The organism is Streptomyces hygroscopicus subsp. hygroscopicus, assembly GCF_001553455.1.
Taxonomy (GTDB): domain Bacteria; phylum Actinomycetota; class Actinomycetes; order Streptomycetales; family Streptomycetaceae; genus Streptomyces; species Streptomyces hygroscopicus.
On sequence record NZ_BBOX01000001.1, the window covers coordinates 19,571 to 45,895 of the forward strand.

Here is a 26,325-nt window from a genome sequence, read left to right on the forward strand (position 1 = left end):
CAGGACAGCGGTCACGCGAGGACTTCCCCCAGGCAGGGGTAGTCGGTGTAGCCGCGGTGGTCGCCGCGGTAGAACGTGGTCTTGTCGGCCTCGGCGAGCGGCGCGCCGAGGCGGAGGCGGTGCACGAGGTCGGGGTTGGAGATGAACAGCGTCCCGAACGAGAGGATGTCCGCCAGCCCGTCGTCGACCAGGCGCAGTTGCCCAGGGCCGGCGGGCCAGTCGTGGTGGGTCTCGTGCGGATTGAGCATAAACACTCCCGCCCAGTGCTCCCGCAGTTTCACCGTGAGGTCGCGGTGGCCCGGAAACTCGAATACGTGCAGGTAGGCCAGGTCGCGTGGCAGACCGTCGAGCAGGGTCAGATAGAGCTCGTGCAGGTCCGGCTCGTCGAGGCCGAAGGCGGTGCAGCCAGGGGAGATCCGCAGTGCGAGCCGCTCGGGTCCGATGCGCGCGGCGACGGCGTCGACGAGGTCGAGCGGGAACCTGACGCGCCCGGCGACGCTGCCGCCGTAGCGGTCGGTGCGGCGGTTGGCGTTGCCGGAGAGGAACTGCTGAATGAGGTAACCGTAGGCTCCATGCAGTTCGACACCGTCGAACCCGGCGTCGATCGCGTTCGCGGCCGCATCGGCGAAGTCGGCGATGGTATCCGCGATGCCCTGCCTGGTCAGGGCCTGCGGTATCGGGTACGGCTTGCGCACGGCCGGTTCGCCGCCGTGGACGCGCACGACGCCTTCGGCGGCACACGCGGACGGCGCGAGCGGGTGCAGCCCGCCGCCGAGGAGTTCGGGGTGGCTGTTACGGCCGGCGTGCATGAGCTGTGAGTAGATCCGGCCGCCCGCCTCGTGCACGGCGTCGGTGACCGGGCGCCAGGACGCGACCTGCGCCGCGTCGTGCAGGCCGGGGGTGTCGGTGTAGCCCTGGCCGACACGACTGGGCTGGGCGGCTTCGGAGACGATCAGCCCGGCGGTCGCGCGCTGCCGGTAGTACTCGGCCATGAGCGGGGTCGCCGACAGGCCGTCGCCGTAGGCGCGGCGGCGGGCCAGCGGGGCCATGGCGACGCGGTTGGGCAGGGTGAGCGGTCCGATGGTGATCGGGTCGAATGCGTTGGGCATCGGGAGTTCCCTCTCGCAGCGGTGTGTTTTCGTGCCCCGCCACCATCCCCTCGCGCTGAGCCCCGCGGCAGGAACACCGTCCCCGTGGGCGCTATCCGACGCCAAGGGCCTCGTACGCGGCGCTATCCGACGATCGGAGACGCCCCCTTGACCACCCGCATACTCGGCGCGGTCTCCACCGACAGCAGCCCGGGCAATGCCGCCACCGGGCCCGTCAGGTACTCGTACAGCGCCGTGCCCGTGGCGCACTGCACGCTCGCGTACAGGTTGGACACACCGGTGGTGGCAGCCGCGAAGCTCACCTGCGGATGCTCCGCCAGCGCCTCACCCGCTGCCGCCAGCTCACCCGGCGCGACCGTCAGCCACAGCCCCGCCGACGTCCACGCCCCCAGCAACGCCGGGTCGACATCGACGTCGAAGTACACCACCCCGCCCGAGCGCAGCTCCGCCAGCCGCCGCCGCACGGTCGTCTGCGACCAGCCCGTCGCCGCGGCCAGCGACCGGAACCCGGCCCGCCCGTCCAGCGCGAGCGCCTCCAGCAACGCGTTGTCCTCCGCCGACAGTTCCACCGGCCCGGTCACGCGTTCCGCCGCCGGCGGCGACAGCCGCGCGCACTGCTCCGCTGTGAGCGGCCCGTTCTTCGTCAGCGGACTCTCACTTCCACCGAAGAACGGGTGCAGCACGCGGTGCGCACTCACCCCGGTGACCCGGGGCGTGCGGGGCAGGCGGGACAGCACGGTCGACTCCGCGGCCGGCGTGTCCGTCACCGCCTGCACCATGCACAGGACCTCCGCGCCGCCCGAGGCGATCTGCACCCACGACGTCTCCGCCTGCTTCGCCAGCGCTCGCGCGAGCCCCGCCACCGCCTCCGGTACGCACCGCACCCGCACCAGCCACAGCTGCCGCCCCACCGCCTCCGGCCACACCGCACCGATCACCCGAACGCCCGCCTCGTTCCGCAGCCGCGCGTACCGGCGCGCCACCGTCTGGTCCGAAACCCCCAGCACCGCACCGACCAGCGAGAACGCGACCCGCCCATCGATCTGGAGCGCCTGCAGCAGCCCACGTTCGACCGCGTCCAACATGTGTCCCGTCCTACCGATCCCACTCATCCGGCGCGCCCCGGTGTGCTCCCCGTACCGGCCACGCCCGATGGGCTCCGCCACCTACGTATCCGGGTCAATGCTCCCGTCTCAACACCGCTCCCCCGTCTGACGATACGTGCGGACAGGCGTGGCCGGCGGTCCGGGATCGGGTGTCGTCGGCCCGGCCGGGTCCGCGGCAACGACGTGTTTGGCCCGTCCGCTGGGCGGTGCGGGGAGTACGGGCCTGCGTGACGGGATGAAGCGGCGGGTCAGTACGGCGTGGCGGGGCTCGTGTTGTGCTCGTGAATCAGCCGGAGCGCCTCGTCGCGATCGCGGCGGTCGAGGGCGTCGACGAGTGCGCGGTGCAGTTCGTGGCGCTGGGCGATGTATTCGGTGAGCGGCTGCTCACCGTTGGGCAGCACCGAGAGCGTGTGGCCTTCGATGAGGTCCAGAAGGCTGGTGTAGAGCGAGCTGAGCAGGCTGTTCGGGCTGATCGCCGCGATGGCGGCGTGCAGGCGCCAGTTGGCGTGGACGAAGGCGACGGGGTCGGTGTCGTCGACGGCCCGTTCCATGGCGGTGATGTGGTCGCGCAGGGTGGCGATGTCGGCCGGTGAGGCGTGCCAGAGCGCGTCCTCGATGAGCAGCGGGTCGAGGGCGTCGCGGATGCGTACGGCGTCGGCGACGTCGTTCTGCTGCGTGTCCAGGGCCAGGACGGAGTTACCGAGGCGGACCATCGGGGACTGTTCGGCGCTGAAGAGGCCGCCGCCGGGGCCCGGCTTGACGGTGACCAGTCCGCGGGACTGCAGCAGCCGCAGTGCCTCGTTGAACGTGCCGACCGAGACCCCGCACAGGGTGCGCATCTCCTCCTTGGTGCCCAGGCGGGAGCCGGGCGGCAGGCTCTCGATCAGCTCCGTGACCCGCTGCGCCGCCCCCTCGGCCCGCCCTGAGGCCGTCCCGCGCCCGCCCCCCTCGGGGCCGCGTCCGCCGGGGGAGACGCCGGCGGACGGCGACGCGGCACCGCCACGCCGCTGATCAGGACGGACCCCGCCAGAGGCGGTAGCTCCCGCGGACGCGGTTCCTTCGGGCGTGACGGTCACAACAACTCCTCAAGACTCATATTCATCATAGTCTTTTTTGGCTTCGGCCTCTTGACGCCCGGGACACGTCGGCGCACCATCAAGCCTAATCATCATGCTGAATTGCTGGCGGATGAGCAAGGACCCCGTCGTCGCCGGCGGCGGGTCCCGCATCGCCCCAGCGGTCGAGCGGCCGCGACCCACGCGGTTCCGGGCGGCCCCGTTCCCACCCCTCTCGGGAGACACATCGTGCGTATCGCCAACCTCTCCGGCCGACTGGCCCTGATCATCGATGGCAAGGCCGTCGACGTCGAGAAGGCCAGTGCCGGCAGCTTCTCCGCCGACCCCCAGGCCGTCTACGAGCGCTGGGAGGTGTTCCGGTCCTGGGCCGCCGCCGCAGACCTGCCCGAGGGCGTGGCGTTCGACCCGGCCGAGCTGGGCTCGCCGGTCCCGGCTCCCCGGCAGACGCTGGCGATCGGCCTCAACTACCGCGATCACGCATCGGAGTCCGGGTTCGAGGTGCCCGAGGGACTGCCGCCCGTGTTCACCAAGTTCGTCACCAGCATCAGCGGCCCGGTCACCGAGGTGAAGCTGCCCGAGGGCGGCAACACCGACTGGGAGGTCGAGCTGGTCGCCGTCATCGGCCACCGCGCCGAGAACGTGGCCGAGGGGGACGCCTGGAGCCACGTCGCCGGGCTGACCGTCGGCCAGGACATCTCCGAGCGGGTGTCCCAGCTGGCGGGTCCCGCGCCCCAGTTCAGCCTCGGCAAGTCCTACCCCGGGTTCGCCCCCATCGGGCCGTGGCTGGTCACGCCGGACGAGTTCGAGGACCCCGGCGACCTCGAACTGCGCTGTGCGATCAACGGCGAGGAGGTCCAGAAGGGCCGCACCCGCGACCTGATTTTCTCCGTGCCCGCCCTGATCGCCAAGCTGTCCGCGGTGCTGCCGCTGCTGCCCGGGGACGTCATCTTCACCGGCACCCCCGCCGGCGTGGGCCTCGGTCGCGACCCGCAGCGCTGGCTGGCGGCCGGTGACGAACTCGTCAGCACCATCGAGGGCATCGGCGAACTGCGCCAGACCTTCGTCGTCTGACCCGGCCGGACCCTTCGGACAAAGGAGTCAAGGAGTCCCCCATGGCACTGCACCGTCTGACCTCCATCACCATGGGGGTCCCCCATGTCGCCGAAACGGCGGCCTACTACACGGACTTCGGTCTCGTCCCGGACGGCGACGGCTGGTTCACCACCCAGGACGGCGGACGGCAGCTGCGTATCGTCCACGCGCCGGCCCGCCGCCTGGTGGAGGTCCGCGTCGGCGCGGACACGCCCGACGACCTCGCAGCGGCCGCCTCCCGGCTGAAGCGGCTCGGCATCGAGAGCGTCACGGAGGGCGAGACCCTGTCCGCCTACGACCAGGCCACCGCCGTACGCGCTGTCCTCGAGGTCCTCCCCCGCCTCGCCCAGGACCCGGTGCCGGCCACCGCCTACAACGGCCCCGGCCGGCCCGAGCGCACCGGCGCCCGCGCCCCCGGCATCCTGCGCACCGGCCGGGTACGGCCGCGCAAGCTCGGCCACGCCGTCGTGGGCACCACCGACTTCGACACCACCACCGCGTTCTTCCGCGACGGGCTCGGCTTCAAGGCGTCCGACTACATCAAGGACCACGGGGCGTTCCTGCGCTGTTCCACCGACCACCACAACATTCTGGTCCTGGCCGCGCCCGTCACCTTCCTGCACCACTCCTCCTGGCAGGTCGACGACATCGACGAGGTCGGCCGCGGCGCCACCGCGATGCTGGAGGACCACCCCGAGCGGCACGTCTGGGGCCTGGGCCGCCACCACGCCGGCTCCAACTTCTTCTGGTACCTCAAGGACCCGGCCGGCAACTTCAGCGAGTACTACTCCGACATGGACTGCATCGTCGACGACCAGCTCTGGTCGCCGGAGGCCCTGGAAGGCGCCAAGGGCCTGTTCACCTGGGGGCCGCCGCCCCCGCCGTCCTTCCTCGCCCCCGACGATCTCGCCGCCCTGATGACCGGCACCCACAGCCCGACGAGGTAGAGCCACCATGACAGGCACCTCCACGCCGACGCACGACGTCGCCATCGTGGGCTTCGGTCCCGTCGGCCAGATGCTGGCCCTGCTGCTGGGCCGGCAGGGGCACGACGTCATCGCCGTCGAGCGCTGGCCCAGCCCCTACGACCTGCCCCGGGCGGTGCACTTCGACCACGAGATCGGCCGGATCTTCCAGGCCGCCGGGGTCGGTGAGCAGGTCCGCGCGGTCACCGACCCCGTGCCCGACCACTACGAATGGCGCAACCACGCCGGCGAGGCGCTCGTCCGCATCGACTGGTCGGGCCTGGGCCCGTCCGGCTGGCCGACCGCGAGCTTCTTCTGCCAGCCCCAGCTGGAGGCCGTCCTCGCCGAGGCCGCCGAGCACCTGCCCACGGTCACGGTTCGCCGCGGCTGCGAAGCCGTCGGCCTCGTTCACGACGAGGATCACGTCCGGCTGACCACGAACGGACCCGACGGGCCGGGCACGATCCGCGCCCGCTACGTCATCGGCGCCGACGGCGCCAACAGCTTCGTCCGCTCAGCGATGGCCACCACCGTCACCGACCTCGGCTTCTTCTACGACTGGCTGATCGTCGACACCCTTCCGCACGAGCAGAGGACGTGGTCGCCGATGAACTGGCAGCTGTGCGACCCGCGGCGCCCCACCACCATCGTCTCCGGCGGCCCCGGGCGGCGCCGCTGGGAGTTCCTTCGCCTGCCGCATGAGAGCATCGAGGAACTCAACACCCTCAAGGCCGCCTGGCGGCTGCTGGAACCCTGGGGCCGCACCCCGGAGAACACCACGATCGAGCGGCACACCGTCTACACCTTCCAGGCCCGCTGGGTGAACCGCTGGCGCGAGGGCCGGCTGATCCTCGCCGGGGACGCCGCCCACCAGATGCCGCCCTTCGCCGGCCAGGGCATGTGCTCCGGCATGCGCGACGCCGTCAACCTCGCGTGGAAGCTCGGCCTCGTCCTGACCGGCCGGGCCGACGCCGGCCTGCTCAACACCTACACCTCCGAGCGCAGCGAGCACGTCCAGCACGCCATCGGCATGTCGATGGCCCTCGGCCAGGTCATCTGCGTCCTCGACCCTGACGACGCCGCGGCCCGCGACGCCCGCATGATCGCCGCCGGCGCCGACCCGCAGCACGCCCTGCCGCCCACACCACCGCCGGTCCTCGGCGACGGTGTGCTCCAGCGGACCCCGGACGGCAACCGGGCGCCCGGCGCCGGGCATCTCGCCCCGCAGTACGAACTCACCCACCAGGGCCGCACCGCCCTGCTGGACGACCTCACCGGCGGCGGCTTCACCGTCCTGACCGACGGCGACGCCCCGCTGGCCGCCCTCGACGACACCGACCGCGCCTTCCTCACCGACATAGGCGCCCACATCGTCGCCCTGTTCGAGAACAGCGCACCGCCCGAGGGCTACCTCGACGCCCCCGACGGCTACCTCCCCCACCTGCGCGAACACGGCCACGCCGCCGCCATCGTACGGCCTGACTTCTACCTGTTCGGTGCCGCGGGCGACGGGGCCGGGCTGCACGACCTGGTCAGGCAGCTGCGCGAGCACCTGCGGCGGCCCGCAGCCCGGGCAGCCGGCGTGCCGCAGCCGCTGCTGACCGCCGCCGAACAGTAGCCAGGCGACCGTGTGGCCGCCACGGCCCCCGGCGTGCGCACCGAGCGGATCCGGCCGCCACCGCCGACCGGTACACATCCCCGGGGCCGCGGCACAGGGGGTGCAACCACTTCCGCCGGTGCGGTGGTCCCGGACAGCCACCGGACACGGCGGACCGGCAGTCACACCCGCCGCCCCCGAGCACCGCCCCGGCCGTACCCTGTCCGAGGTTGCCCTGCCTCGCGGCCGGGACGGATCCTGCCCCCGGACAGACCCGGCGCCATACGGCTGGAACGTCAGCCACGACCGACGGCCGGGCGCGATCACCTGCGCACGACGGGTCACGTGAGGACCCGCCCCGTCCACCCGGGCACGAGCACGCACCGGGAGAGCAGCGTTGACCGACCAGCCACCCCCCGCTCCCACCGCATCCCGCACGGCGCTCACCCACGTCCGGGTATGCGACGGCGACCGGCTCACCGAACCACGCACCGTCGTGATCGACGGTGCGGCCATCAGCGCCGACACCTCCACCCACGGCGCGCAGGTGATCGACGGTCACGGCATGGTCCTGCTGCCCGGCCTCATCGACGCCCACGTCCATCTGCACGGCCCCGGCACGCTGGAACAGCTGTGCTCCCACGGCGTCACCACCGCGCTCGACATGGCCACCTGGCCACCCCAGTTCCTCACCTCTCTGCGGGGCACCCCTGGCGTCACCGACATCCGCGGCGCCGGGACCCCCGCCATCGGGCCGGGCGGCCCCCACGCCCGCATTCCGGGCATGGCCAACGACGCCATCGTGCGCACCCCACAGCAGGCCGGTGAGTTCGTCGCGGCACAGGTGTCCGCCGGATCCGACTACATCAAGATCGTGGCGGAAGCCCCCGGAGACGGCGGTCCTGACCAGGAAACGATGAACGCGCTCGTCGCCGCAGCCCGCACCCACGGCAAACGCACCGTGGCCCACGCCGTCACCTCCGGCGCCTGCACGATGGCCCTGAACGCCGACGTCGACCTCGTCACCCACATCCCCCTCGACCGACCACTGGACCAGGCCGACATCGCCCGCATGGCCGAGGGGAAAAAGGCGGTCATCCCCACGCTGACCATGATGGAGGGCACCGCCGCAGCACGCGGCGTCCCCCACGCCTACCGGACCGCCCGCCGCAACCTCGCCGCCCTGCACCGGGCCGGCATCCCCATCCTCGCCGGAACCGACGCCAACACCCAGCCCGGCGTCCCCCACCACGTTCCACACGGCACGAGCCTGCACCACGAACTGGAACTTCTCGTCGACGCGGGACTCACCCCCGCCGAGGCCCTGCGATCGGCCACCACCGTGCCTGCCCGCGTCTTCGGCCTGACCGACCGAGGCGCCATCGCCGCGGGAGGGCGCGCCGATCTCGTGCTCGTCGACGGCGATCCCCTCACGGACATCCACGCAACTCGTGCCATCCACCGCATCTGGTGCGGTGGCGCCGAACACCGACCCGCCTGAGCCCGCACCACGAGAAGGCCGACTGTGATGAACACCAGCCGCACCCCTTTGATCGACGTGCACGCCCACTTCCTCACCCCGCGCTACGTGGAGGCCGCGCAGGACGCCGGGCACACCCGCCCCGACGGCATGGCCGCCTGGCCCACCTGGCATCCCGAGCGCCACCTGGAACTCATGGACGAGTGGGGCATCGCCACCTCACTGCTGTCCATTTCCTCTCCCGGCACCCACTTCGGTGACGACCGGGCAGCCCGCACCCTCAGCCGGCATGTGAACGAGACGGGTGCCGACCTCAAACGCCGGCACCCGGCCCGCTTCGGGCACTTCGCCTCGCTTCCCCTGCCAGATGTCGATGCCGCCCTTGACGAACTCGCCTACGCCATGGACCAGCTCGGCAGCGACGGCGTCACTCTGAAAACCAACGCACACGGGGTCTACCTCGGTGACGCCCGCTTCGAGCCCCTGCTCGCCGAACTCCACCGTCGCCGTACACCCGTCTTCGTCCATCCCACCTCCCCGCCCCACTTCGAAGCCGTATCCCTCGGGCGCCCGCGGCCCATGCTGGAATTCATCTTCGACTCCACCCGCACCGTCAGCGACCTCGTGTTCAACCACCGCCTGGAGCAGTACCCCGACATCGAGTGGATCTTCACGCACGGAGCCGGCGCCCTGCCCCTGCTCACCCAGCGGATGGAACTTTTCCGCAACGTGTTCGCCACCGACACCCAGACGACATCTGCCGACACCGAGACCGAGCCGGTACCCCAGCAGGTGAGCTGCCTCTGGTTCGACATTGCCGGAACCCCGTTCCCCCACCAACTCCCCGCTCTGAGCGCCGCCTTCGGCACCGATCGGATCCTCTACGGCAGCGACTACTGCTTCACCCCGGCCGCCGGCACTGCCGCCCAGGTCGCATCCCTCGACGAAGCACCGCAGCCGGCAGGCAGCACCTGGCGGGCCCTGACCACCTGCAATGCCCGACGGCTCTTCCCCCGTCTGGGGGCATGACGGGGTCGTACTCCCTGAGGTTCTGCGGCGGCTCCTCCCGCCTCCCGGAAAGCTGCGCGGCGAAAGATCCGAATCGGTCGCGCGCACGGCGTCGCCGCCCTGCCGCCCCGCCAGGGTGCCGAGCGAGGGCGCCGGGGACGTAGTCGTAGCCGACAGCGGGCAGCAGCACCGATCCCGTCCCGCGGCCACGGTCATGGACGCGGTCGCGCAGGGCGCGGACGAAGCCGACCTCACCGGTGGAGTCGATGGAGTGCGCGCCGCTGTCCGGCGGCCGCCTGTGCCACGGGATGTCCGTAGCGTTTGAAGGGGCCGACCGTGGTGACGAGGACATCGCCGGGGCGCAGCAGTGTGCGTACGCTCATGGGATCGCCTGCGTCGGCGGTCGCGGGCGCGAGTCCGCCGTGCCGCGCGGTGAGGGCGGCCATGGCGGCGGGGTTGCGTCCGGCCAGGACCGGTCCGAGACCGCGGCACAGCAGCATGGCGTCGAGGTTGAGGGAGCCGGTGCAGCCGGTGGCGCCGAGGAGGATGATGCGGCTGGTCATGTCCGGGTCCTCGCCCCGACAGCGGCCACGGGGACATGGCGGTGCGCAAAGTTGGGCGCCGGCACGCTCGTGCCCGCCCCGGCGCTCTTCGCCCCGGGCCGCCTCGTCGAAGCCGATGTCACCGCCGCCGCCCTCCCCTGGCCGCCTGCAGCGGCCGGGCGGGGTGGCGGCGGTGGCCCGTCACGAACCCAGCCGGTGAAAATCGCGGTTGTGGTAGACGAGTCCGTCGGCGTCACCCCGCACGTGGATCTCTTCCACACGGATGAAGAGAACGCTGTGCGAACCCATCGGCGTGCGCCCGGACAGAGTGCCGGTCATGGTCACCGGCGCGTCGCGCAGCACCGGCACCGGGTAGGCCGGCGCCCAGATGTTCCAGGCGAAGCGCTCGTCCATCGCCACGTTCGTTGCTCCGGAGAAGTGCCGCGCCAGTTCCGCCTGGTCCCCGCCGAGGACGTTCAGCGCGACCCGGCCATTGCTGACGAAGACGTCGTGCATGGCGCTGCTCCGGTTGACGCACGCCAGGACGGTCGGCGGGGAGTCCGTGACCGAGCAGACGGCACTCAGTGTGATTCCGCACCGGCCGCCGGGGCCGTCGGTGGTGAGAATGCTGACAGCCGCCGCCAGGTGTGCCATGGCGTCCCGGAATTCGGCGCGAGTCGCTGTGATGGTCATGTTGTTTCCGCCCCTGTCCCACTCGTTCGGGTTCGTGCTCATGCGGCGTTCGGCGTCAGATGTTCGTGGCGATGGGCTCGTCGTCACCGGTCAGTGCCCGCCCGTAGGCCTCGCGGGCCAACTGCGTGTTGAGGAAGCCATGGCGGCCGGCCGCCTCCAGGTCACGCCAGGCGCGCTGCAGCGGGTTGGCCTCGGCGAACCCGCTCGCGCCGTGGATGTCGAGCAGCCGTGACATCGCCTGCCGGCAGTTCTCCACCGCGGTGGAGACGTCCATGCGCGCGCGGGCCCGCTCCACCAGACTCATGGCGCTGCCGGACGCGACCGCCCCGTCGATCGCGTCGGTCGCGCGGCGGGTGTGCAGCCGGGCGGTGTCCAGATGCTGCGTTGCCTCGGCCAGCCAGAGCTGGGTCACCACCGCCTCCGGAGCGGAGGGGTACCGGCTGTAGACGATTTTCTTCTTCGCCGCCAACGTCTGGTGCACGATGTCCAGCGCCCCGTGCGTGGCGCCGAGCAGCGGGCCCGCCATCATGGCCGATCCGCCGATCCCGCTCAGGATCACCTGCTCCGCGGTCCGGGGGCCCTTGGGGGTGAGGACCCGTTCGGCCGGTACGAAGACGTCCGAAGCGACGATCGTGTGGCTGCCGCTGCCGCGCATACCGGCGACCCACCAGTCCTCGTCGATGGTCAGGTCACTCATCGGGACGGCGAGGCCGTGCACGGTCGGGCCGCCTTCCTCGACGGTGCCGGTGGCCAGGACCATCGCCCACCGCGCATGGGTGCAGCCCGAGGCGTACCCCCACCGCCCGGTCAGCCGGACTCCTCCGTCGACAGGTTCCACCCGGCCGGCAGTCGGATTGAGCGAACCGCACAGCCAGGAGTCCGGACCCTCGCCGTACAGGACGGAATTGAGGGCGGGGCTCTTCGGAGTAACGGCGATCTGCCCACTCACTCCCACCACCCAGGCGGTGGAGGCACAGCCGCGTCCCAGTTCGGCCGTCACCTCGGTCAGCGTCCCGATGCCCTGGCCGTAGCCACCGTACTCGACGGGTACGCACAGTCGCGCGAACCCGGCCTCGGTGATCAGCGCGAGGCTCACGTCGCTCAGCCGCCGCCGCTCCTCGGTCTCGGCGGCGTGCTGCCTGAGCAGCGGCACAAGTGCGGCGGCGCGCGCCACGAGCTCCTCGCGTGCGGGCACCGCGCTGGTTTCGTCGTGTCCGACGGCCGTCATCGTCATGATCGCTTCCTTGGATGTCTCGGTCCGGGCTCACGCCCCGATGCGACCGAGTCAAGCCGAGCGACGCGACGCGTCTCTTGTGACGGCGACCAGAGTTCAGTCCGCTCTTTGCGACGGCGGCCCGAAGACCTCGACGAAGTTGAGGGCCGCGTGCACCGCCAGCCGGTCCTCCTTCACCGGACGCCCGCGCAGTTGCTCGGCCTTCTTCACCCGGTACAGCACGGTGTTCTTGGCGATGTGCAGCCGTTCGGCGACAGCCGAGACGGCTCGGTCGTCGTCGAGGTAGGCGCTCAGCGTGCTCCGCAGCTCCGCCATCGCCGGGTCGTCGGCCGCAAGCGGCCCCAGCACCCGGGTCACGAACTCCGCCGCCGCGATCGGGTCGGCGTTCAGGAGGATCGGCAGCTCCAGCCGCTCGTAGTCGTACACGGGCCCCGGAGACCGTCCCACCCGGCCGGCCCGTTCGGCCGCCAGCGCCTGCTCGTGGGAGCGGCGGAAGCCGGCGAGGGCGTGTCCGGGGCGCCCCAGCGCCACGCGCAGATGTGGCGGGAGCCCTTGGTTCTGCGACGCGGACTGCCGGTCCGGGCCGGGCGTGGGCGGACCGCTGACCCTGCCTCCCCACGCCCACAACTTGGCCGTGCCGGTGGGTACCAGCAGGACCGAGGAGCATCCGGCAGCCGTCAGCAGCCGCGTCGCGGCGTCGGCGAGTTCATCGGCGCCGCCGTCCACTTCGGTGTCGGACCAGGCGATGAGCGCCAGATGGTGCACGGTCAGATCGTAGGAGAGTCGGCTCATGGCCGCGTCACGGCTGGTCTCCCGGCCCGCGAGGATGTCCCGTACCATCTCCTGCCGGGCCGCCGCCGCACCGGCGAGCCAGCGGTCACGGGTGACGGCGAACTCCTGTGCCATCAGAGCGCTCAGCGCGGCCATCCCCTCGAACAGGTCCGCGGACATCTGCCGCATGACCTCCGCCTGACTCTCCGCGGGCAGATGGGCACCGCACCAGTCGAAGAGTCTGCCGAGGAAGTCCGAGTGGAACAGTTGGACGCCCTGGAGCCCCACGTCCACCGACACACCCCTCGGTACGGCTTCCCTGACCAGGGCGGAGACCTCGCTGCGCAGAGCAGCGGGCGGAGTGTGGTCCCCCGACAGGGAGACGACGGCGGACAGAGCCAGAGCCTCGTAGGAACGGCGCGGCCGGAAGTGGACGTACCGGACATCGGAGAGACCGTGGACGTTCCGTCTGGCCGCCATGGCCTGACCGGCCTCGATGGCCCACCCCGCCGCGTCGCGGCCGACCCGGGCGACCACCTCGGCGACCAGCATGGGATCGGACACGGCGGAGCCGATGACCGCCTCGTCCTCGGGCCGGAGCCGTGCCAGCCATCCCCGCTCCCGGGCCCTGAGCCCGTCCGCGCTCACCAGGCGCTCCGGCGCATGGGCCGACTGTGACTCATCTGCTGTTCCGTGTCCCCTCGTTGGTGCAGGAGAAAATTTGCTCTTGTGTGTTTTTGCGGCGTGCCGTCAGTGCCGTGCCCTCAGTCCGCCGATGAGCAGGCCGAGTCGGTACTCGAAGAGGCGGCCGAAGTCCGTCGCGGCGGGCGAGCAGGGCGGCGCGCGGAGCGCGGGCGCGGGCGGCCGACCGCTCCGCTCCACACCCCGCTTCCGGCCCTGCCCCCGGCCATGGCGGCGGCCTCGGCAACCCTGCGGTGGCCGGCCGCGGGACCGGGTTGACGAGGAGGACATGCGGCTCATTGTAACGGCATTAATGAACAACGTTCATTTGCATCAGCGGGCTGTTTTCCGGTGATCGATGACGTGATCGTCACGGGTGCCGGACCGCATCTCTTCACCGTCTCCATCGACGCTGTCGAGAACTCGGCCTTCCGCGGACGGGTGCACCTCATCGACCCGGCTGCCCGGCAGGTCCCGGGAGGCAGGAGCAGGCGGGGCCGGCCGGGCAGGTCGCCGTATCCCGGGCTGGGGCGACGGCGGCCGGTCCGGTCGATGTCGTAGGTCACGCTGGTGGGGTTGAACCGGTTGCCGATGGCGTCGAGCACGCCCATGCGCTCCGCGGTGGCACGGCCGGTCTCGAACAGTCCGACGAAGTATCCGGCGGGGCGGCGCCGGGCGGCGCGCTCGACCAGCAGTGGCTCCCAGCCGGTCTCGCGCAGACGCACGGCCGCGGCCAGACCGGCGATACCTGTACCCACGATCAGGGCGCGTGGGCTTCGGGTGTCCATGTCGTTCTCACTCTCCGAGTGCGTGCACCGAGACGAAGACCAAGCGGAGATGCCATCTCCACTTCCGTCCTCACCGTAGCACTATCCGGAGGAGCAACCTCCAGTCAGTGGGTACAGTGGAGCCATGCGCCGTCGGACCGCCCCCACCCCGCCCGCCGAAAGCGCCCCCGGGACCCGCCCCCTGCGAGCCGACGCGGAACGCAACCGGCAACGCCTCATCGCCGCCGCCCGGGAGCTCTTCGCCCGCAGAGGGCTGGGGGTCACCCTCGACGACATCGCCCACCACGCGGGCGTCGGGGTCGGCACCGCCTACCGCCGCTTCGCCAACCGCGAGGCACTCGTCGAGGCGGTCTTCGAGGACCAGGCACAGGCCCTGATCGCACGCGCGGAACACGCCCTCGACCACGCGGACCCCTGGGACGGGCTCGCAGAGTTCTTCCAGGCCAGCGCCCGCCACTTCGCCGAGGACCGCGGGCTCCGCGAAGTTCTGCTGCACGGTACGCACGGCAGGACCCGCATGGCGGCCCTACGGGAACGCCTCACACCCGCGGTCGGCGCCCTGCTCGTACGCGCCCAGGAGGACGGCCGGCTCCGCGACGACGTCGAAGCGACGGACTTCCCCCTCATCCAGCTCATGCTCGGAGTCGTCACCGAGCACAGCCGGGAGGTCGCGCCGGAGCTGTGGCAGCGCTATTCAACCCTCATCCTGGACGGCCTACGCGCCGAGCGGGCCGCCCCGACTCCTCTGCCCCATCGTGCACTGGACCTGGACGAGTTCGACCAGACCATGGCGCGGCACCACTCGTCCTGACGGCCGGGCCCAGGGCCAACGCTTCAGCATCCCGGCCGGCCAACGGTTGCACCATCTGCGGCGACAAGGGGTGTGACGTCACGGATGCAGAGGCCATCCCGTTCGAGCTCGGGTGTGTGCGGTCCGATCCCGTAGCGGCCGCCAGCGCGGCCGGTTCGGGCCCCGCGGGCATCTGCCGTACTGCCCTCCAGGGGTCCGCGCCGGCGCCGTCCGGCCACAGGCGCTCGCACAACACGGCCAGGCCCCATGTCCCGGCGGGGCTGCCAGGTCGGCCGGAACCGCGCCCGGCCGGCCCTCGACGGCGGCGCACAACGGCTCGCCCAGCGCGAGCAGACCGGTGCGTAAGCGGCGGGCGCCCCCGGCCAGGTCCGCGAGCGCAGAAAGCTCGGTTCCCACGTGGGGCGCCCACCGATGTTCGACAAGGCTGACTCCAGGCAACGCCATGCGGTGGAGTGCGGAGACGGATCGGGCGAGACGCCACAGGTCTGTAGCCCGGGGTACGACGAGCTCGCGGTCCGCTACGGAGCGGCCGTGCTGCTCGCACTCCTCAAAGGCCGGCTGTGAGCAGCACTTTCGCAGCAGACCTAAAAGACGGCGAGGGGATTGACCGGGAGTCCGGTGGCGCCGTGCACGGGAATCGTCCCGAGCGCGAACAGGAAGCTGTATCGATCGATTTCGGCGCACACCCGCGCCAGCTCAGCCACATTGGCGCAGTCGATCAACGGCATCCCCAGCTGGGCGAGGGCAATGTTGTGCAGCACAGGCGATCCGCCCGACGGTCCGGGGAGCTTGTCGCCGATATCGCCGGCGTACAGGCACACTTCACGCTCCGCCATCCACTCGACGGCACTCAGCGAGGTGGTGGGCAGGGGGTCGAAAGGATCGTCGGCGGCGACCCACCCCCCGCGCACGACCAGCGCGTCACCGGACTCGACTCGCACTCCCTGACGCTCCTCGGCCGCCGCCAGGTCGTCCGCCGTCACGACATGGTTCTCGGCGAGCCGCTCTCCCGGCGCCAGGTCGAGAAACACCCCCCGGGTAACGATCCCGTCGACGAACGCCGACGACGAACTCCGGCTGACCGTCGCTCCGGCGGTCGCTTCGGCGAGTGAGACACCGGGGTAGACGGTGTTGTCGACCGGTATGTGCGCCAAGGCGTCGATGTGCGTCGAACGCGCGTGGTGGACGTTGATCAGCAGCACATCGGTCAACGCCGGGGTGGGCGAACCGGAAAACGTCATGGTTTGCAGTACGGCGGACGGCATGCTGTGCTCGGCGAAAGCGACCGGCGCGGCCATGGGTACCGGCGTGATCGAGTGAGCCAGGGAGACAACACGACCCGTCATGGCTTGGGCCACGCCACGGACGCGCGCTGCGGGCGTAATGAAATTCAGGGTGCCTCGGTCGTCGTCAGCGCCCCAGCGGCCCCGGTTGGTCAGCGGCCCTTTCCCTCGCGGCCAGGAAACTTCGTCCGTGTCCATCTTTCCTCGCAGTTCATGGTTGGTTTGGTAGAGGTGCTGGCTCAGTGCGGCTCGGCCGACGTCGTGAAGGTCGGGACATCAGTCGGCCCACCGAGGACGGTGGTCGGTCTTCCCGCTCCAGGCAGGCAGTCCTGGGCTCGTCTCGACGAGTCGGCCGCGGGTTCGGCCCGCGAGTTCCCTCGCGTGCAGATCACGTCGGCTCCGCTCTGCTTGTCAGCCCGCGGTCAAGAGTCGCCGGACCCAGGCGGTTCGGGTCGCCGATGCGGTCCGCGACAGCGCGGCTTGTGGCGCGATGCCGTCGAAGCCGTGGAAACCGCCCGGCCAGACGTGCAGTTCGGTCTGGACGCCGGCCTGCAGCAGCCGAGCGGCGTAATGGATGTCCTCGTCGCGGAAGGTCTCGACAGAGCCGACGTCGACGAAGGAGGTGGGCAAGCCGGTCAGGTCGGTCGCTCTCGCGGGCGCCGTGTAGATGCTGACGTCGCTGCCGCCTCTGCGTTCGCCGAGCAGCGCGTTCCATCCGGTCATGTTGCTGGTGGTGTCCCAGATGCCCGCACCGTCGAGTTCTCGGCTGCTGCGGGTGATGAAGCGGTCGTCGAGCATCGGGCACATGAGCAACTGGCCCAGCGGCTGAGGGCCGCCGCGGTCGCGTGCGAGAAGCGCCACGCCGGCCGCGAGCCCGCCGCCGGCGCTCGCTCCGGTGACGACGATGCGGTTCGGGTCACCACCTATCTCCGTGGCGAGGCGGTGGGTGCCCAGCAGACCCGCGTAGCAGTCCTCGATCGGCGCCGGGTCGGGGTGCTCAGGTGCCAGGCGGTACTCCACCGACACCACGATGGCGCCGATGTCGACGGCCCAGTCCAGCACGGCGCCGACTCCGGTGCGGTTGTTGCCGATGATCATGCCGCCGCCGTGCATGTAGTAGAAGATGGGCGCTCCTGCTGCCAGGCCCACCGGCCTGAGGACGAGCAGCGAAACCTCGGAAGCGCCCGCCGGACCGGGTACGGACCTGTTCCGCAGGTGGATGGTCCCGTCGCGCGTCAGATCCTCGTCCGGGACGGCGAACAGGGGGTTCACCCGCAGTTCCTCGATGTCCTCGGCGGTGATGGTGGGTGACAGATGTCGGTGTACGACCGTCAGCGCTGCGGCGAGCTCCGGGTCGAGCGGTGGGTGTGTCCTGGGCATCTGTGATTCCTCGGCTCAGGGGGCGGTGATCGTGCCGGAGAGGGGGGCGATGACGGTGTCGGCGACCCAGCGTGCGACGCCGGTCGGGTAGGGCGCGCCCAGTCCGAGCACGATGTGATTGAACCCGCCGTCGAGCGCTGCGCGGATGGTGCGGCGGGTGCCGTCGGGCCGGTCGTATGAGACGGGCAGGACGATGGATCGAGTGATCTCGGCCGGGTTCCGGCCGATCTCGTCGCACAGCCGGTCCAGGGTGGCGCTGCGCTCGATGGCCTTGTCGATGCCGCCGCCGGGCATGTTCCACCGGTCCGCGTGCTTGGCGACCACGCGCAGCGTCGGCGTGGCCTGGCCGCCGACCAGGATCGGCGGATGGGGGCGCTGGACGGGTTTGGGACCGCAGAACGCGCCCGTCAGCCGGTGGTAGTCGCCCTGGAAGTCGAACGGTGCGGTTTCGGTCCATAGTCTGCGGATGATCGTGCACGCCTCGGCGAGGCTTCCGACCGCGTGGGCGGCGTCGTGGAAGGGGAGGCCGTGCGCTGCGTACTCACGCCGGGCCAGCGGCACGTCGGGGCGAGAGCCCGCGCCGATGCCGAACTCGAGTCGGCCGCCGGAGACGGCATCGACCGTGGCGGCGATCTTGGCCAGCATGGCCGGTGGCCGGAACCTGTTGCTCGTGACCATCACCCCGAGCCGCAACCGCTCGGTTCGGGCCGCGAGAGCGGACAGCAGGGTCCAGCCCTCGAAGGTGGGCCCGTTCGGGTCGCCGCCGAGCGGCATGAGGTGGTCGAACAGCCAGGCGTGCTCGATCTGTGTGATGCCGTCCGCTTCGTCCCAGACCCGCAGGACGTCGTCATAGGCGACCTGCGCCGGGGCGGTCATGATTCCGAAACTGGGCTTGCGGGCCGGCACGAGGGGGTTGATCACTTCGAGCCGACGCTTCCCAGCGGGGCGTCGGCCGCGGCCGGCGCCCGACGGGCGGTAGGCCACGCGTCATGGTCGAGACCCAGCGCGGTAGGCGGATACGCCAAAGTGGCCTGCTGGACGAGCGCGACACGCTCGGGGCTCCCGTCGATGGTGCGCGTGTCGTTGGCTCCCTGGATGCCGCCGACTCCGTGTTCCGCCCCGAACGGGGCCCGCGGATCGGTGGCGCCCGGGCTGAGGCGGTAGCCGTCGGTGATCGTGGACGCCGTGACCCGTACCCGCCGGTCCCGGCCGCGGTCCGGGGCGGCCAGAGCGATCGGGCCGACGGAGATGACCGGGGCGGTGAAGTCGTTGCCGCCGTCGGCGGACGTGTTGTCGCTCACGAGGTGAATGCCTTTCTCGAACGAGCCCAGCGGGCTCCTGCTGCGCGGTGTCCGGCAGAATCGAAATCCGGAGCGCCGCTCCGGATCACAATACGGAGCAGCGCTCCGCTTTGCAAGCGGGAGATGCCCACGATTCGGAGCCGGAACCTTCCCCCGCACTTCCACGCCCGCCACATGGTCGATGTGCCCCTCGCGAGACGTGCGCACCGCGCCCTCGAGGCGACGGAGGGCGGCAGGTGCTGGAGCGCATCCTCCCAGTGCGGTTCACCGCGGAACGGCGACACCAGCCAACTCACCCGCACCCCCGGATCGCACCCGTACCCGTGTCCGGTGACACCCGTACCCGTGACCGGTGGCGGGTGTCCCTCCTCCCCCGGGACGAACCCGCGGGAAGGAGGGGAGACCGCGAAGTCAGCGACGGTCGGCCGTCACGTCGACGGAGGCGATGTCCGCCAGGGGGTGCTGCTTGCCGGTCAGCATCGCGTCGAACCGCTTGTCCCCGGTGAGGTGGCGCCGGAAGAAGGCGTCGATGTAGGCCGCGGCGACCTGGCGTTGGCCGGTTTCGGTCAGCTGGGTCTCGTAGGCGGAGTCACCGGGGGTGGTGCACTGGCCGGGGTGGTCGCCGTCGTGGCCGGCGTCGTCGGCGGCGGCGACCTGTCCGCTGTCCGGGGACCACTGTGTGTTGAAGTAGTTGTGATTCGCGCCGTGTACCTCGAACCGGTAGAACCCGGCGGAGCTCTTGGCCGTCGCGTCGGCGGCGAAGGAGAAGGCCTCAAGACCGACTTGACCGTCGCAGGTCCCGCGCATCACGGCCACGGGCGTCTCCGTGATGCCGTACGCGGTCATGTCCTCGGTCATGACGTTGTAGGCGGGGGCCAGCGCCATGACCGCCCTGACCTTGACGCCGGCGGGCCACTGGGCCTTGTGGCGATCGGCCGCCTGCCAGGTCACGCCCGCGCCGCCGCGCGAGTGGCCCATGGTGCCGACCTTGTTCAGGTCGACGCGATGCCTGAAGTCGACGCGTTGCGGCTTGCCCGTGACCGGGTCACGGAACGCACCGACGAGACCGCCACGGCCCGAGGCGTTGAGCTGCTGCCACAGGGCGAGGTGCTTGTTGATCAGGTCGGCCCGCGCGGAGGCGTTCTCGTCGCCCCACACCGATGAGGCGTTGATGCCGTTGGCGCGGATGGACACCACGATGAAGCCGTGGCCGGCCAGTTCCTCGCCGAGGTAGTCGTAGCCGCGTTCGTTGGCGATGGGAGGTGTGCCGGGGGCGCAGGGCCAACTGAACAGTTTCTGGCCGGCGGCCGCGTACGCGTCCCAGTCCCCGGCCTGTTCGGCGGCGTCACGGGAAGCCGCTGCCGCCCGGTCCGCGCAGGTCTCGTGCCAGCCGTGCAGCTGGACGATGAGGGGCCGCGGCGTGGTGCCGAGATCCTTCGGGTAGTGCACGGTCGCGGCGATCTCGACCGGTTCCCCGGTTCCCGGCAGCCGATAGGCCTGGTCACCCAGGTTGTAGGTGACGGTGGTGACGCCCCCCGGCCCATGGGGCAGAGCGTCGGAGGCCGCGGCGGACGCGGGGCTTGCCACCAGGGCCTGCGACAGGAAGAGGGCGGCCGTGGACACGGCGAGTGTGCGGGCGCGAAACAGGCGGCGAGAAGCCGTGGATGTGTCGTTGTGTGTCAAGGACGGTCTCCGTGAATAGTGAGCAGTGAGCGTGACTCCGGCAGGCAGTCGCCAGGCCGGATGATGGCTTCACTCCGACAGACGCCCGGCGAGGTCCTGGGTTGCGCGGCCCGGGGGTTCCGGCGTGTACGGGTTCTCGCCTTCCCGTCCGCATGCGGCACACCGTGGGGTGTGCCGGTGTGCCGGTGTGCCGCGTGAGCGACGCCACATTCTTCCCGGCACCCGCAACCCTCGTGGACGACCTTCCCACCGCGGAGGACGTCGTCCAGGATGCGTTCACGGCCCTGTTCCGCCGTCATGGCGGCACACTCGCCGGCCTGGCCGACCCCGAGGCGTATCTGCGGACCAGCGTGGTGAACGGCGCGCGCTCGGTCCTGCGCAGGCGCCGGACCGCCCGCGCCCACGTGCGGGACCGCCCGCGCACACGTTACGTGCCGGAGCGGCCCGTCGACGTTGCGCCGGCCGACGAGGACGTGCTGCCGAAGGAGGAACACCGGGCGGCGCTGCGGTCGCTCACCCGACGGCAGTCCGGTCCTTCGGTCTCCCCGGCCGGTGGCTCCGGCCCGACGGCGTCACCGAATGCGGGGACCGTGGCACCCGCTCCCGCACCGCCGCCCTCCGGCTGCCCGGCCGGGCGTTCTGGTCCCGGGCCCACGGGGGTCGCCCCGAGGTGGCTCCTCGCGGAGGCCCTGCCGGGTGGATAGCACCGGGCCTGTCACGCCGTTACGGACGGGGCTCCCGTCACCGCGGGCGGGCGAAGGCGGACTCGATGAAGCGGATCACCCGGTCGTGCAGTGCGGCGCCCTGGGGACTCCTGCGGATCATGTCGGTCCCGTGGAATCCACTCCGATCGATGACGAGCTTCTTGTCCTTCGAGGCGGAGGCCGCGTACAGCTCACGGACCTGCTTCTCCACGGCGCCGTTCATGTCGCCGGGCGAGACGACGAACAAGGAAGGAGCGTCGATCGTCCTCACCGCGGCCACGCCATCGCCGCCGCAACGGGCAGGGGAGGACATGATGAGCAGCCCCACCACCGGCAAGCGGCCCTCGGCGCCGGCGATCGCCGCGGTGGTCCCGCCGCACGACGCTCCTCCGAGGAAGACACGCTGGGCGCCCAGGCGCTTGAGTTCGGCGAGTGCGGCACGGGCGTCCCGAGCGATGTGCTCGTTGTCGGGCACCTCTTCCGAGGCGCCGTGGTTGCGGTATTCCGGGATCATCACGTGGTAGCCGCGGGACGCGAGTTCCTTTCCGATGTCGAGGAACGAGCAGATGCTGTAGCCCTGCTCGTGGCCGAGCAGCACCCCATCGGGACCGTCACCGAGTTCGAGGGCGGACACGTGCACGCCGTCGCTTGTGGTGAGTGTGGTGGCCTTGTCCCGCAGGGCCCTGGGTACGCAGGCGTTGACGAGGTGGCCCGTGCTGTTGCGGACCGTTTCGTGGGGCCAGCCGGGGGTGTAGGAGACGGGTGGTCGGGGGGTGGGCCGGGCGGTGTGCGGTGTGGCCCGGTCCTGCGCCGAGTGTCCGCCGGTCGACGGCTCGGCCGCCGCCGACGTGTGGGCGGACCTCGGCGCACGGGCCGTATCCGGCCCGGAGGAGCACGCCGCCAGCGCACCAAAGCACAGCAGCGCGACCAGGATCGCGCGGGGATCTCTTCTCACTGTTCGTCCTTGCTCTTCTCTCCCGGGTGCTCGAAGTGCCCTGGGACGGCACGGAGGGTGGCGCCGGGTACGACGCGTGGTCCCGCCCCGAGGGCGGGTACGGCGCGCCCGGGGCCGCCACCTTCGAGCTGTTCGCATGCGCTGCCCCGCAGTGAGCGAGCACCGCACATCCCTACGTCATGACAGACGCGCGTCCCCTGGCGAGGTTGCAGGTGCCGTCGCGCGTCTCCGCAATGCGCGGTGCGTCGGTACGTGCATCGGGCAGCGCCACGAGACGCTGTGGTGCGCGCGGAGGCCAGAGGCCACCGCGTCCGGCCTGTCGCGGCGGTAACTGAGGGCGGCCTGTGGGTGTTTCCCGCCGACGTCCCGCGCGCTGCGACGACCGCGAGCGACGCCGCGGGCAGGGCAGGCTGCTCATCTGCGCCGACGGCATCGCGCCCGTCCTCGGCCGTGTCGTGCTGTGGGAAAGCGCCACCGGATCGACGGCAACCTCAGCCTGGATCCCGTGCCGAGCCACAGCTTCTACGTCGGCCATCCGTCCTCGGGCTCTGATCACGCCGTGTTCGCAGGTGATGTGGTACACAGCCCGGTACGGCATCGCACCGGGCTGCAGCGGTTGCTTCCGCGAGGCCCGCGCCAGGCCACCGCGACTGGCCTCGCCCTGCTCGAACGCGCCGCCGACTCGGGCGGACTCGTGGTGCCCGCACCTCACCGGAGCGGGCGCGGCCGAGGTCCGGCGCGAGGGCAGCCGGTTCCCCTCACTCGGCGGGCACCCTCGGCAAGCTGACGGACCGTGGCGACGACCGCTGGAGTGCGGCGAACACCGTGGGGAACCGGTGCAGGTTCGCCGCGACCGTGCCCGCCCTGTCACCGGCGGCATCCGCACGGGCCTGGATCTGCCGCAGAGCCCGGGTGAGGACTTTGTCGAGCGCATAGCGGCCGAAGCGGGGTGTACGCGGTCTTCCACGGCCCGTGGCGTTCCGGCAGGTCACGCCAGGAGATCCCGGTACGGATCTCGCCGACCATCCCGTTGACGACCTGCCGGTCCTCCACACGAGGCCGCCCCGTTACGGCCCGGGGCATCAGCGGAGCGAGCAACTCCCGTTCCAAGCCAGGGAGTTCATGACGACGTACCACCACACCAGATACCACCACCAGGAGGATCTGTGAGGCCAGACCCTAGCGCACGACTCCGGCCGCGCGTACGTCGGCGAGCGCTTGCCGTGCCAGCGGGCCGAAGCCCTCGCGGTTGTTGGTGTCGACCCACTGATCGTAGGCGATCTCCCAGACGAGCGCACCCAGTTTCGCGGCCACGCGAGCGGTCAGGCTCGGGACTCCGCGGCGTTCGAGGGCCTCGATCATCGAGGCGGTGAGGTCGATCCTTTTCAGGGCTTCGCGTTCACGCAGTTCCGTGTGGGCGTTCAGCACGGCCTGGCGCCGGCCGCTGAACTCGCGGCGGTCGGCGGTGAAGAACGTCCGGCCGAGCGCGTCGAGGCCGTGGGCCACCGCGTCGAGCGGCCCGGCCGTCGGCGGCGCCGAGGCGATCCCCTCGACGAGCAGACCGGCCACCGTGCCCCCGCCGAAGAGCACCTCACGCTTGTCCGGGAAGTACCGGAAGAACGTGCTCTTGGTGAGCCCCGCACGCTCCGCGATCTCGATCACGGTCGTGCTCTCGTAACCGCGCTCCTCGAAGAGGTCGAGGGCGGCAGCGGCGAGTCGTCCTGGTGCGTCAGGTTGCCAGCGAGCCATGGGAGCAGTGTACGGGACTTGGTCCCATCACTGGTGTAGGGTCGATGAGACCAAGTCCCATCACTGGCCAGGAGAGGTCACCGATGAGTAAAGCTGTCCGTTATCAGCGATTCGGCGGTCCCGAAGTACTCGAAGTGCAGGAGATACCCGAGCCGCACGCCGCACCGGACGAGGTCCGCGTCCGGGTCACGGCCGCCGGGCTGAATCCAATGGACTGGCAAATCACCACACAGCCCGATATGGCGGCGCGGTTCGGCATCACCTTGCCCGCCGGGTTCGGCAGCGACTTCGCTGGAGTGGTGGACGAGGTGGGCGCCGAAGCCACGGGATTCGCGACCGGCGACCGGGTGTACGGGGCTGCGATTGGGCGGTCCGTCGCCGATTTCGTGCTGGTCAAGACCCCCACGGCAACACTATGGCCCACCCCGGAGGGCATCAGCGACGAGGTGGCGGGCGTGCTTCCGGTGTCCGGTCTGACGGCCTCCGCCGCGCTCGCCGCGATCGGACTCCGCCCCGGGGACACCGTCCTGATCGGTGGGGCGGCGGGTGGCGTGGGCATCTTCGCCGTGCAGCTGGCGAAGCTCGCGGGTGCCCGGGTGCTCGGCACCTCCTCCGAGGGCACGTTCGGATTCCTGCGCGGGCTCGGCGCCGAACCCGTGGCGTACGGCCCTGGTCTGGCGGACCGGGTGCGGGCCCTGGTGCCCGAGGGGATCACCGCCGCAGCCGACCTGTTCGGAAGGGAGGCGGCCGAGACCGCGCTCAAGCTCGGCGTGGCACCCGAGCGGATCTCCGTCGTAGCCGACGGCCCCGCCCCGCCGCCCGGTGTGCGCAAGATGGGCGCCCTCGATGCGGGTCCGGGCTCCCTGGAACGGATCGCCGACGCGATCCATTCCGGCGAGATCACGGTGCCGATCGCGGCGACCTTCCCGGTCGAGCAGATTCGCGAAGCCGTGACGATGCAGGCCGACAGGCATGTCCACGGCAAGATCGTGATCACACTCTGAATTGGCACCAGGGGGACTCAGCTCGTCCCCCGCACCGGGCCTGGCCGGCCGCGTCACAGGCCCGGCCGGGCCCGGTGCGGAACACAAGGCTTACAGCTCCCGAGGTTTCCGCGCCTACCTGCGGCGCACACGCTGCTCATTGCGGGCACCGCCAACCCCGCCCATATGAAGGAGAACATCGCGGCGGGTGATGTCCGCCTCGACCGGGGACCCATGCCGCCCTCGACGGCATCGCCGCATCCGCCGGGTAAGGACCCGCGCGGACGGATGCCGGTCTGCGTGCCGCTCTGAAGGCCCGGCGGACCGGCTACGTCCTCGCGGTCGCCTGCGACCCGAGTAGCGGCAGCAGAAGGCCAGTTCGCCGGTGCGGCGGTTGCGGCGGAGCAGCAGCTGGTGACGACCTGGGCCGGAGCCGATGAGATCGGTCATGGCCCAGTCGTAGAACCGCAGTCCTCTGGCTTCGTTGTCGGCGGAGCGTTGCTGCCAGGCCCGCTTGGGCAGCTTCTTCGCCATGATGTCCGCCCGATCTTCCCGGCCTTGGTGAGCACCTGGCGTAGTCGGCGGTGCGGCCGATACGTCACGTCTTCTGTGGCCGGCCAGCCACAACCCATCCCTGGCCGGCGAAGGCTGATCATCCGGACGTGGGCAGACACATTCACTCCCGGCCGCGGCGTTTCACAAGATCACGGAGGCGGTCCCACCGTCCCCACACCTGTGCGGTGGCCTTGGTCATGACGGCCGATCCGGGTGCTCCCGGCCGGGGACGGGTGGGTGCCGAAGCCTCCGTCTCGCGGGCCTTTCTTCCGAGCTCCCGCAGGACATCGGCGGGACACACGGCTTGCAGGCGCGGGAAGAGGAGCTCTTCCTCCTCGATGACGTGTTCCGTCACACGGGCGACCACGGACAGCAGGAGGTCTCCGAACTCCTCACTTTTCACCTCCTGAACTTCCAGGGAGTTCAGGAGTTTCTCGATACTCCGCTGCTCGCTGAGTAAGCGGTCCGCCCAGGTGCCGCCGTCCGGCAGGTATCGGCGCACCGCTGGATACAAATACGCCCTCTCCGCCACTGAATGGCGGACCAGGCTGATGCTGAGCTGCTCAACGTGAGACTTCCGTTCGTCGCTGCCGGGCGCCGAGGAGCGGATACGGTCGAAAAGACGCTGGAACTTTCGGTGGTTTGCCGTCAGTACCTCGATAATGCCGCTTCCGCTGTCCACTCCTACTCCCTGGTGGTGTCCGGCCCCGCTCGGCGTCGTCTGCCGGGGGCGGAGGCACCCGATCGCCGCACGAAACCGTGTGCCCTCGGTATGCCTG

Annotated in this window: 26 protein-coding genes and 1 pseudogene; 10 read left to right on the forward strand and 17 right to left on the reverse strand. The window is 71.0% G+C overall.

The features are described 5' to 3' along the window. Positions 1 to 11: 11 nt before the first annotated feature. From AXW62_RS00105 to AXW62_RS00115, 3 genes are all read right to left on the reverse strand, one after another. Complete coding sequence (locus AXW62_RS00105) at positions 12 to 1,109, reverse strand: alkene reductase (protein ID WP_060942625.1); 1,098 nt, start codon at positions 1,107 to 1,109, stop codon at positions 12 to 14. Between the two features lie 122 nt (positions 1,110 to 1,231). Continuing rightward, on the reverse strand, positions 1,232 to 2,194 hold the full coding sequence (locus AXW62_RS46545) for an Lrp/AsnC family transcriptional regulator (protein WP_079115390.1): 963 nt from the start codon (positions 2,192 to 2,194) through the stop codon (positions 1,232 to 1,234). Positions 2,195 to 2,463: 269 nt separating this feature from the next. Further along, positions 2,464 to 3,291, reverse strand: coding sequence for a FadR/GntR family transcriptional regulator (locus AXW62_RS00115; protein WP_079115391.1), 828 nt, complete (start codon positions 3,289 to 3,291; stop codon positions 2,464 to 2,466). A 228-nt stretch (positions 3,292 to 3,519) separates the two neighbouring features. On the opposite strand from AXW62_RS00115, the gene AXW62_RS00120 reads away from it, so the two are divergent. From AXW62_RS00120 to AXW62_RS00140, 5 genes are all read left to right on the forward strand, one after another. Further along, the gene (locus AXW62_RS00120) at positions 3,520 to 4,362 is read left to right on the forward strand and encodes a fumarylacetoacetate hydrolase family protein (RefSeq protein ID WP_060942626.1); all 843 of its coding nucleotides are present in this window, start codon (positions 3,520 to 3,522) and stop codon (positions 4,360 to 4,362) included. Between the two features lie 41 nt (positions 4,363 to 4,403). Beyond that, positions 4,404 to 5,330 carry a VOC family protein gene (locus tag AXW62_RS00125; protein WP_060942627.1) on the forward strand — a complete coding sequence of 309 codons (927 nt, stop codon included), beginning with the start codon at positions 4,404 to 4,406 and terminating at the stop codon, positions 5,328 to 5,330. Positions 5,331 to 5,337: 7 nt separating this feature from the next. Further along, on the forward strand, positions 5,338 to 6,966 hold the full coding sequence (gene mhpA / locus AXW62_RS00130) for a bifunctional 3-(3-hydroxy-phenyl)propionate/3-hydroxycinnamic acid hydroxylase MhpA (protein WP_060942628.1): 1,629 nt from the start codon (positions 5,338 to 5,340) through the stop codon (positions 6,964 to 6,966). Between the two features lie 376 nt (positions 6,967 to 7,342). Continuing rightward, positions 7,343 to 8,446, forward strand: a complete 1,104-nt coding sequence (locus AXW62_RS00135; RefSeq protein ID WP_060942629.1) for an amidohydrolase family protein — start codon at positions 7,343 to 7,345, stop codon at positions 8,444 to 8,446. A 27-nt stretch (positions 8,447 to 8,473) separates the two neighbouring features. Then, the gene (locus AXW62_RS00140; RefSeq protein WP_060942630.1) at positions 8,474 to 9,454 is read left to right on the forward strand and encodes an amidohydrolase family protein; all 981 of its coding nucleotides are present in this window, start codon (positions 8,474 to 8,476) and stop codon (positions 9,452 to 9,454) included. Between the two features lie 230 nt (positions 9,455 to 9,684). On the opposite strand, the gene AXW62_RS00145 is transcribed toward AXW62_RS00140, so the two are convergent. The 5 genes from AXW62_RS00145 to AXW62_RS42245 form a co-directional block, all read right to left on the reverse strand. After that, positions 9,685 to 9,996, reverse strand: coding sequence for a saccharopine dehydrogenase family protein (locus AXW62_RS00145; protein ID WP_060942631.1), 312 nt, complete (start codon positions 9,994 to 9,996; stop codon positions 9,685 to 9,687). A gap of 180 nt (positions 9,997 to 10,176) precedes the next feature. Then, entirely contained in the window at positions 10,177 to 10,668 is a 492-nt protein-coding gene (locus tag AXW62_RS00150; RefSeq protein ID WP_060942632.1) for a flavin reductase, read from the reverse strand. A gap of 55 nt (positions 10,669 to 10,723) precedes the next feature. Then, positions 10,724 to 11,902, reverse strand: a complete 1,179-nt coding sequence (locus AXW62_RS00155; protein WP_060942633.1) for an acyl-CoA dehydrogenase family protein — start codon at positions 11,900 to 11,902, stop codon at positions 10,724 to 10,726. A 96-nt stretch (positions 11,903 to 11,998) separates the two neighbouring features. Beyond that, positions 11,999 to 13,321, reverse strand: coding sequence for a PucR family transcriptional regulator (locus tag AXW62_RS00160; protein ID WP_060942634.1), 1,323 nt, complete (start codon positions 13,319 to 13,321; stop codon positions 11,999 to 12,001). Positions 13,322 to 13,650: 329 nt separating this feature from the next. Continuing rightward, a complete protein-coding gene (locus AXW62_RS42245; RefSeq protein ID WP_060942635.1) occupies positions 13,651 to 14,142 on the reverse strand; it encodes an NAD(P)-binding protein in 492 nt (163 codons plus the stop codon). Positions 14,143 to 14,266: 124 nt separating this feature from the next. Here AXW62_RS42245 and AXW62_RS00170 point away from each other — a divergent pair, with 124 nt between their 5' ends. After that, positions 14,267 to 14,953, forward strand: a complete 687-nt coding sequence (locus tag AXW62_RS00170) for a TetR/AcrR family transcriptional regulator (protein ID WP_060942636.1) — start codon at positions 14,267 to 14,269, stop codon at positions 14,951 to 14,953. A 411-nt stretch (positions 14,954 to 15,364) separates the two neighbouring features. Beyond that, the gene (locus tag AXW62_RS43670) at positions 15,365 to 15,517 is read left to right on the forward strand and encodes a hypothetical protein (RefSeq protein WP_159060779.1); all 153 of its coding nucleotides are present in this window, start codon (positions 15,365 to 15,367) and stop codon (positions 15,515 to 15,517) included. A gap of 20 nt (positions 15,518 to 15,537) precedes the next feature. Here AXW62_RS43670 and AXW62_RS00175 read toward each other — a convergent pair whose 3' ends face one another. The 5 genes from AXW62_RS00175 to AXW62_RS00195 form a co-directional block, all read right to left on the reverse strand. Next, positions 15,538 to 16,434, reverse strand: a complete 897-nt coding sequence (locus tag AXW62_RS00175) for a cyclase family protein (RefSeq protein ID WP_060942637.1) — start codon at positions 16,432 to 16,434, stop codon at positions 15,538 to 15,540. Between the two features lie 213 nt (positions 16,435 to 16,647). Then, positions 16,648 to 17,616, reverse strand: a complete 969-nt coding sequence (locus AXW62_RS00180; RefSeq protein WP_060942638.1) for an alpha/beta hydrolase — start codon at positions 17,614 to 17,616, stop codon at positions 16,648 to 16,650. Between the two features lie 15 nt (positions 17,617 to 17,631). Further along, positions 17,632 to 18,492: an LLM class flavin-dependent oxidoreductase gene (locus AXW62_RS00185; RefSeq protein ID WP_060942733.1), complete on the reverse strand. Its 861-nt coding sequence runs from the start codon at positions 18,490 to 18,492 to the stop codon at positions 17,632 to 17,634. Between the two features lie 41 nt (positions 18,493 to 18,533). Further along, positions 18,534 to 18,917, reverse strand: a complete 384-nt coding sequence (locus AXW62_RS00190) for a hypothetical protein (protein WP_060942639.1) — start codon at positions 18,915 to 18,917, stop codon at positions 18,534 to 18,536. Between the two features lie 411 nt (positions 18,918 to 19,328). Next, the gene (locus AXW62_RS00195; RefSeq protein WP_060942640.1) at positions 19,329 to 20,600 is read right to left on the reverse strand and encodes an alpha/beta hydrolase; all 1,272 of its coding nucleotides are present in this window, start codon (positions 20,598 to 20,600) and stop codon (positions 19,329 to 19,331) included. Positions 20,601 to 20,752: 152 nt separating this feature from the next. Between AXW62_RS00195 and AXW62_RS00200 the strand changes: the two are divergent. Further along, positions 20,753 to 21,127 (forward strand): annotated as a pseudogene (locus AXW62_RS00200) (RNA polymerase sigma factor); the annotation flags it as partial. 214 nt (positions 21,128 to 21,341) lie between these two features. Here AXW62_RS00200 and AXW62_RS00205 read toward each other — a convergent pair. Beyond that, the gene (locus AXW62_RS00205) at positions 21,342 to 22,259 is read right to left on the reverse strand and encodes an alpha/beta hydrolase (RefSeq protein ID WP_060942641.1); all 918 of its coding nucleotides are present in this window, start codon (positions 22,257 to 22,259) and stop codon (positions 21,342 to 21,344) included. Between the two features lie 26 nt (positions 22,260 to 22,285). Between AXW62_RS00205 and AXW62_RS46550 the strand changes: the two genes are divergently transcribed. Further along, entirely contained in the window at positions 22,286 to 22,414 is a 129-nt protein-coding gene (locus AXW62_RS46550) for a hypothetical protein (protein WP_280142923.1), read from the forward strand. 712 nt (positions 22,415 to 23,126) lie between these two features. On the opposite strand, the gene AXW62_RS46985 is transcribed toward AXW62_RS46550, so the two are convergent. Both AXW62_RS46985 and AXW62_RS00215 read right to left on the reverse strand, forming a co-directional pair. Further along, positions 23,127 to 23,414, reverse strand: a complete 288-nt coding sequence (locus tag AXW62_RS46985; RefSeq protein ID WP_360051388.1) for a transposase — start codon at positions 23,412 to 23,414, stop codon at positions 23,127 to 23,129. 24 nt (positions 23,415 to 23,438) lie between these two features. Then, the gene (locus tag AXW62_RS00215; protein WP_060942643.1) at positions 23,439 to 24,008 is read right to left on the reverse strand and encodes a TetR/AcrR family transcriptional regulator; all 570 of its coding nucleotides are present in this window, start codon (positions 24,006 to 24,008) and stop codon (positions 23,439 to 23,441) included. An 83-nt stretch (positions 24,009 to 24,091) separates the two neighbouring features. Between AXW62_RS00215 and AXW62_RS00220 the strand changes: the two genes are divergently transcribed. Continuing rightward, the gene (locus tag AXW62_RS00220) at positions 24,092 to 25,012 is read left to right on the forward strand and encodes an NADP-dependent oxidoreductase (RefSeq protein WP_060942644.1); all 921 of its coding nucleotides are present in this window, start codon (positions 24,092 to 24,094) and stop codon (positions 25,010 to 25,012) included. Positions 25,013 to 25,667: 655 nt separating this feature from the next. Here AXW62_RS00220 and AXW62_RS00225 read toward each other — a convergent pair. Beyond that, complete coding sequence (locus AXW62_RS00225; RefSeq protein WP_060942645.1) at positions 25,668 to 26,228, reverse strand: hemerythrin domain-containing protein; 561 nt, start codon at positions 26,226 to 26,228, stop codon at positions 25,668 to 25,670. Positions 26,229 to 26,325: the final 97 nt, after the last annotated feature.

What these genes read in the sequence shown, in the direction of transcription:
- AXW62_RS00140 (WP_060942630.1), top strand. Translation starts at nt 8,474, where the DNA reads ATGAACACCAGCCGCACCCCTTTGATCGACGTGCACGCCCACTTCCTC.
- AXW62_RS43670 (WP_159060779.1), top strand. Translation starts at nt 15,365, where the DNA reads ATGTTCGACAAGGCTGACTCCAGGCAACGCCATGCGGTGGAGTGCGGA.
- AXW62_RS00215 (WP_060942643.1), bottom strand. Translation starts at nt 24,008, where the DNA reads ATGGCTCGCTGGCAACCTGACGCACCAGGACGACTCGCCGCTGCCGCC.
- AXW62_RS00175 (WP_060942637.1), bottom strand. Translation starts at nt 16,434, where the DNA reads ATGGACACGGACGAAGTTTCCTGGCCGCGAGGGAAAGGGCCGCTGACC.
- AXW62_RS00180 (WP_060942638.1), bottom strand. Translation starts at nt 17,616, where the DNA reads ATGCCCAGGACACACCCACCGCTCGACCCGGAGCTCGCCGCAGCGCTG.
- AXW62_RS00145 (WP_060942631.1), bottom strand. Translation starts at nt 9,996, where the DNA reads ATGACCAGCCGCATCATCCTCCTCGGCGCCACCGGCTGCACCGGCTCC.
- AXW62_RS00125 (WP_060942627.1), top strand. Translation starts at nt 4,404, where the DNA reads ATGGCACTGCACCGTCTGACCTCCATCACCATGGGGGTCCCCCATGTC.
- mhpA (WP_060942628.1), top strand. Translation starts at nt 5,338, where the DNA reads ATGACAGGCACCTCCACGCCGACGCACGACGTCGCCATCGTGGGCTTC.
- AXW62_RS00105 (WP_060942625.1), bottom strand. Translation starts at nt 1,109, where the DNA reads ATGCCCAACGCATTCGACCCGATCACCATCGGACCGCTCACCCTGCCC.
- AXW62_RS00220 (WP_060942644.1), top strand. Translation starts at nt 24,092, where the DNA reads ATGAGTAAAGCTGTCCGTTATCAGCGATTCGGCGGTCCCGAAGTACTC.
- AXW62_RS00185 (WP_060942733.1), bottom strand. Translation starts at nt 18,492, where the DNA reads ATGACCGCCCCGGCGCAGGTCGCCTATGACGACGTCCTGCGGGTCTGG.
- AXW62_RS00155 (WP_060942633.1), bottom strand. Translation starts at nt 11,902, where the DNA reads ATGACGATGACGGCCGTCGGACACGACGAAACCAGCGCGGTGCCCGCA.
- AXW62_RS46545 (WP_079115390.1), bottom strand. Translation starts at nt 2,194, where the DNA reads ATGTTGGACGCGGTCGAACGTGGGCTGCTGCAGGCGCTCCAGATCGAT.
- AXW62_RS00170 (WP_060942636.1), top strand. Translation starts at nt 14,267, where the DNA reads ATGCGCCGTCGGACCGCCCCCACCCCGCCCGCCGAAAGCGCCCCCGGG.
- AXW62_RS42245 (WP_060942635.1), bottom strand. Translation starts at nt 14,142, where the DNA reads ATGGACACCCGAAGCCCACGCGCCCTGATCGTGGGTACAGGTATCGCC.
- AXW62_RS00150 (WP_060942632.1), bottom strand. Translation starts at nt 10,668, where the DNA reads ATGACCATCACAGCGACTCGCGCCGAATTCCGGGACGCCATGGCACAC.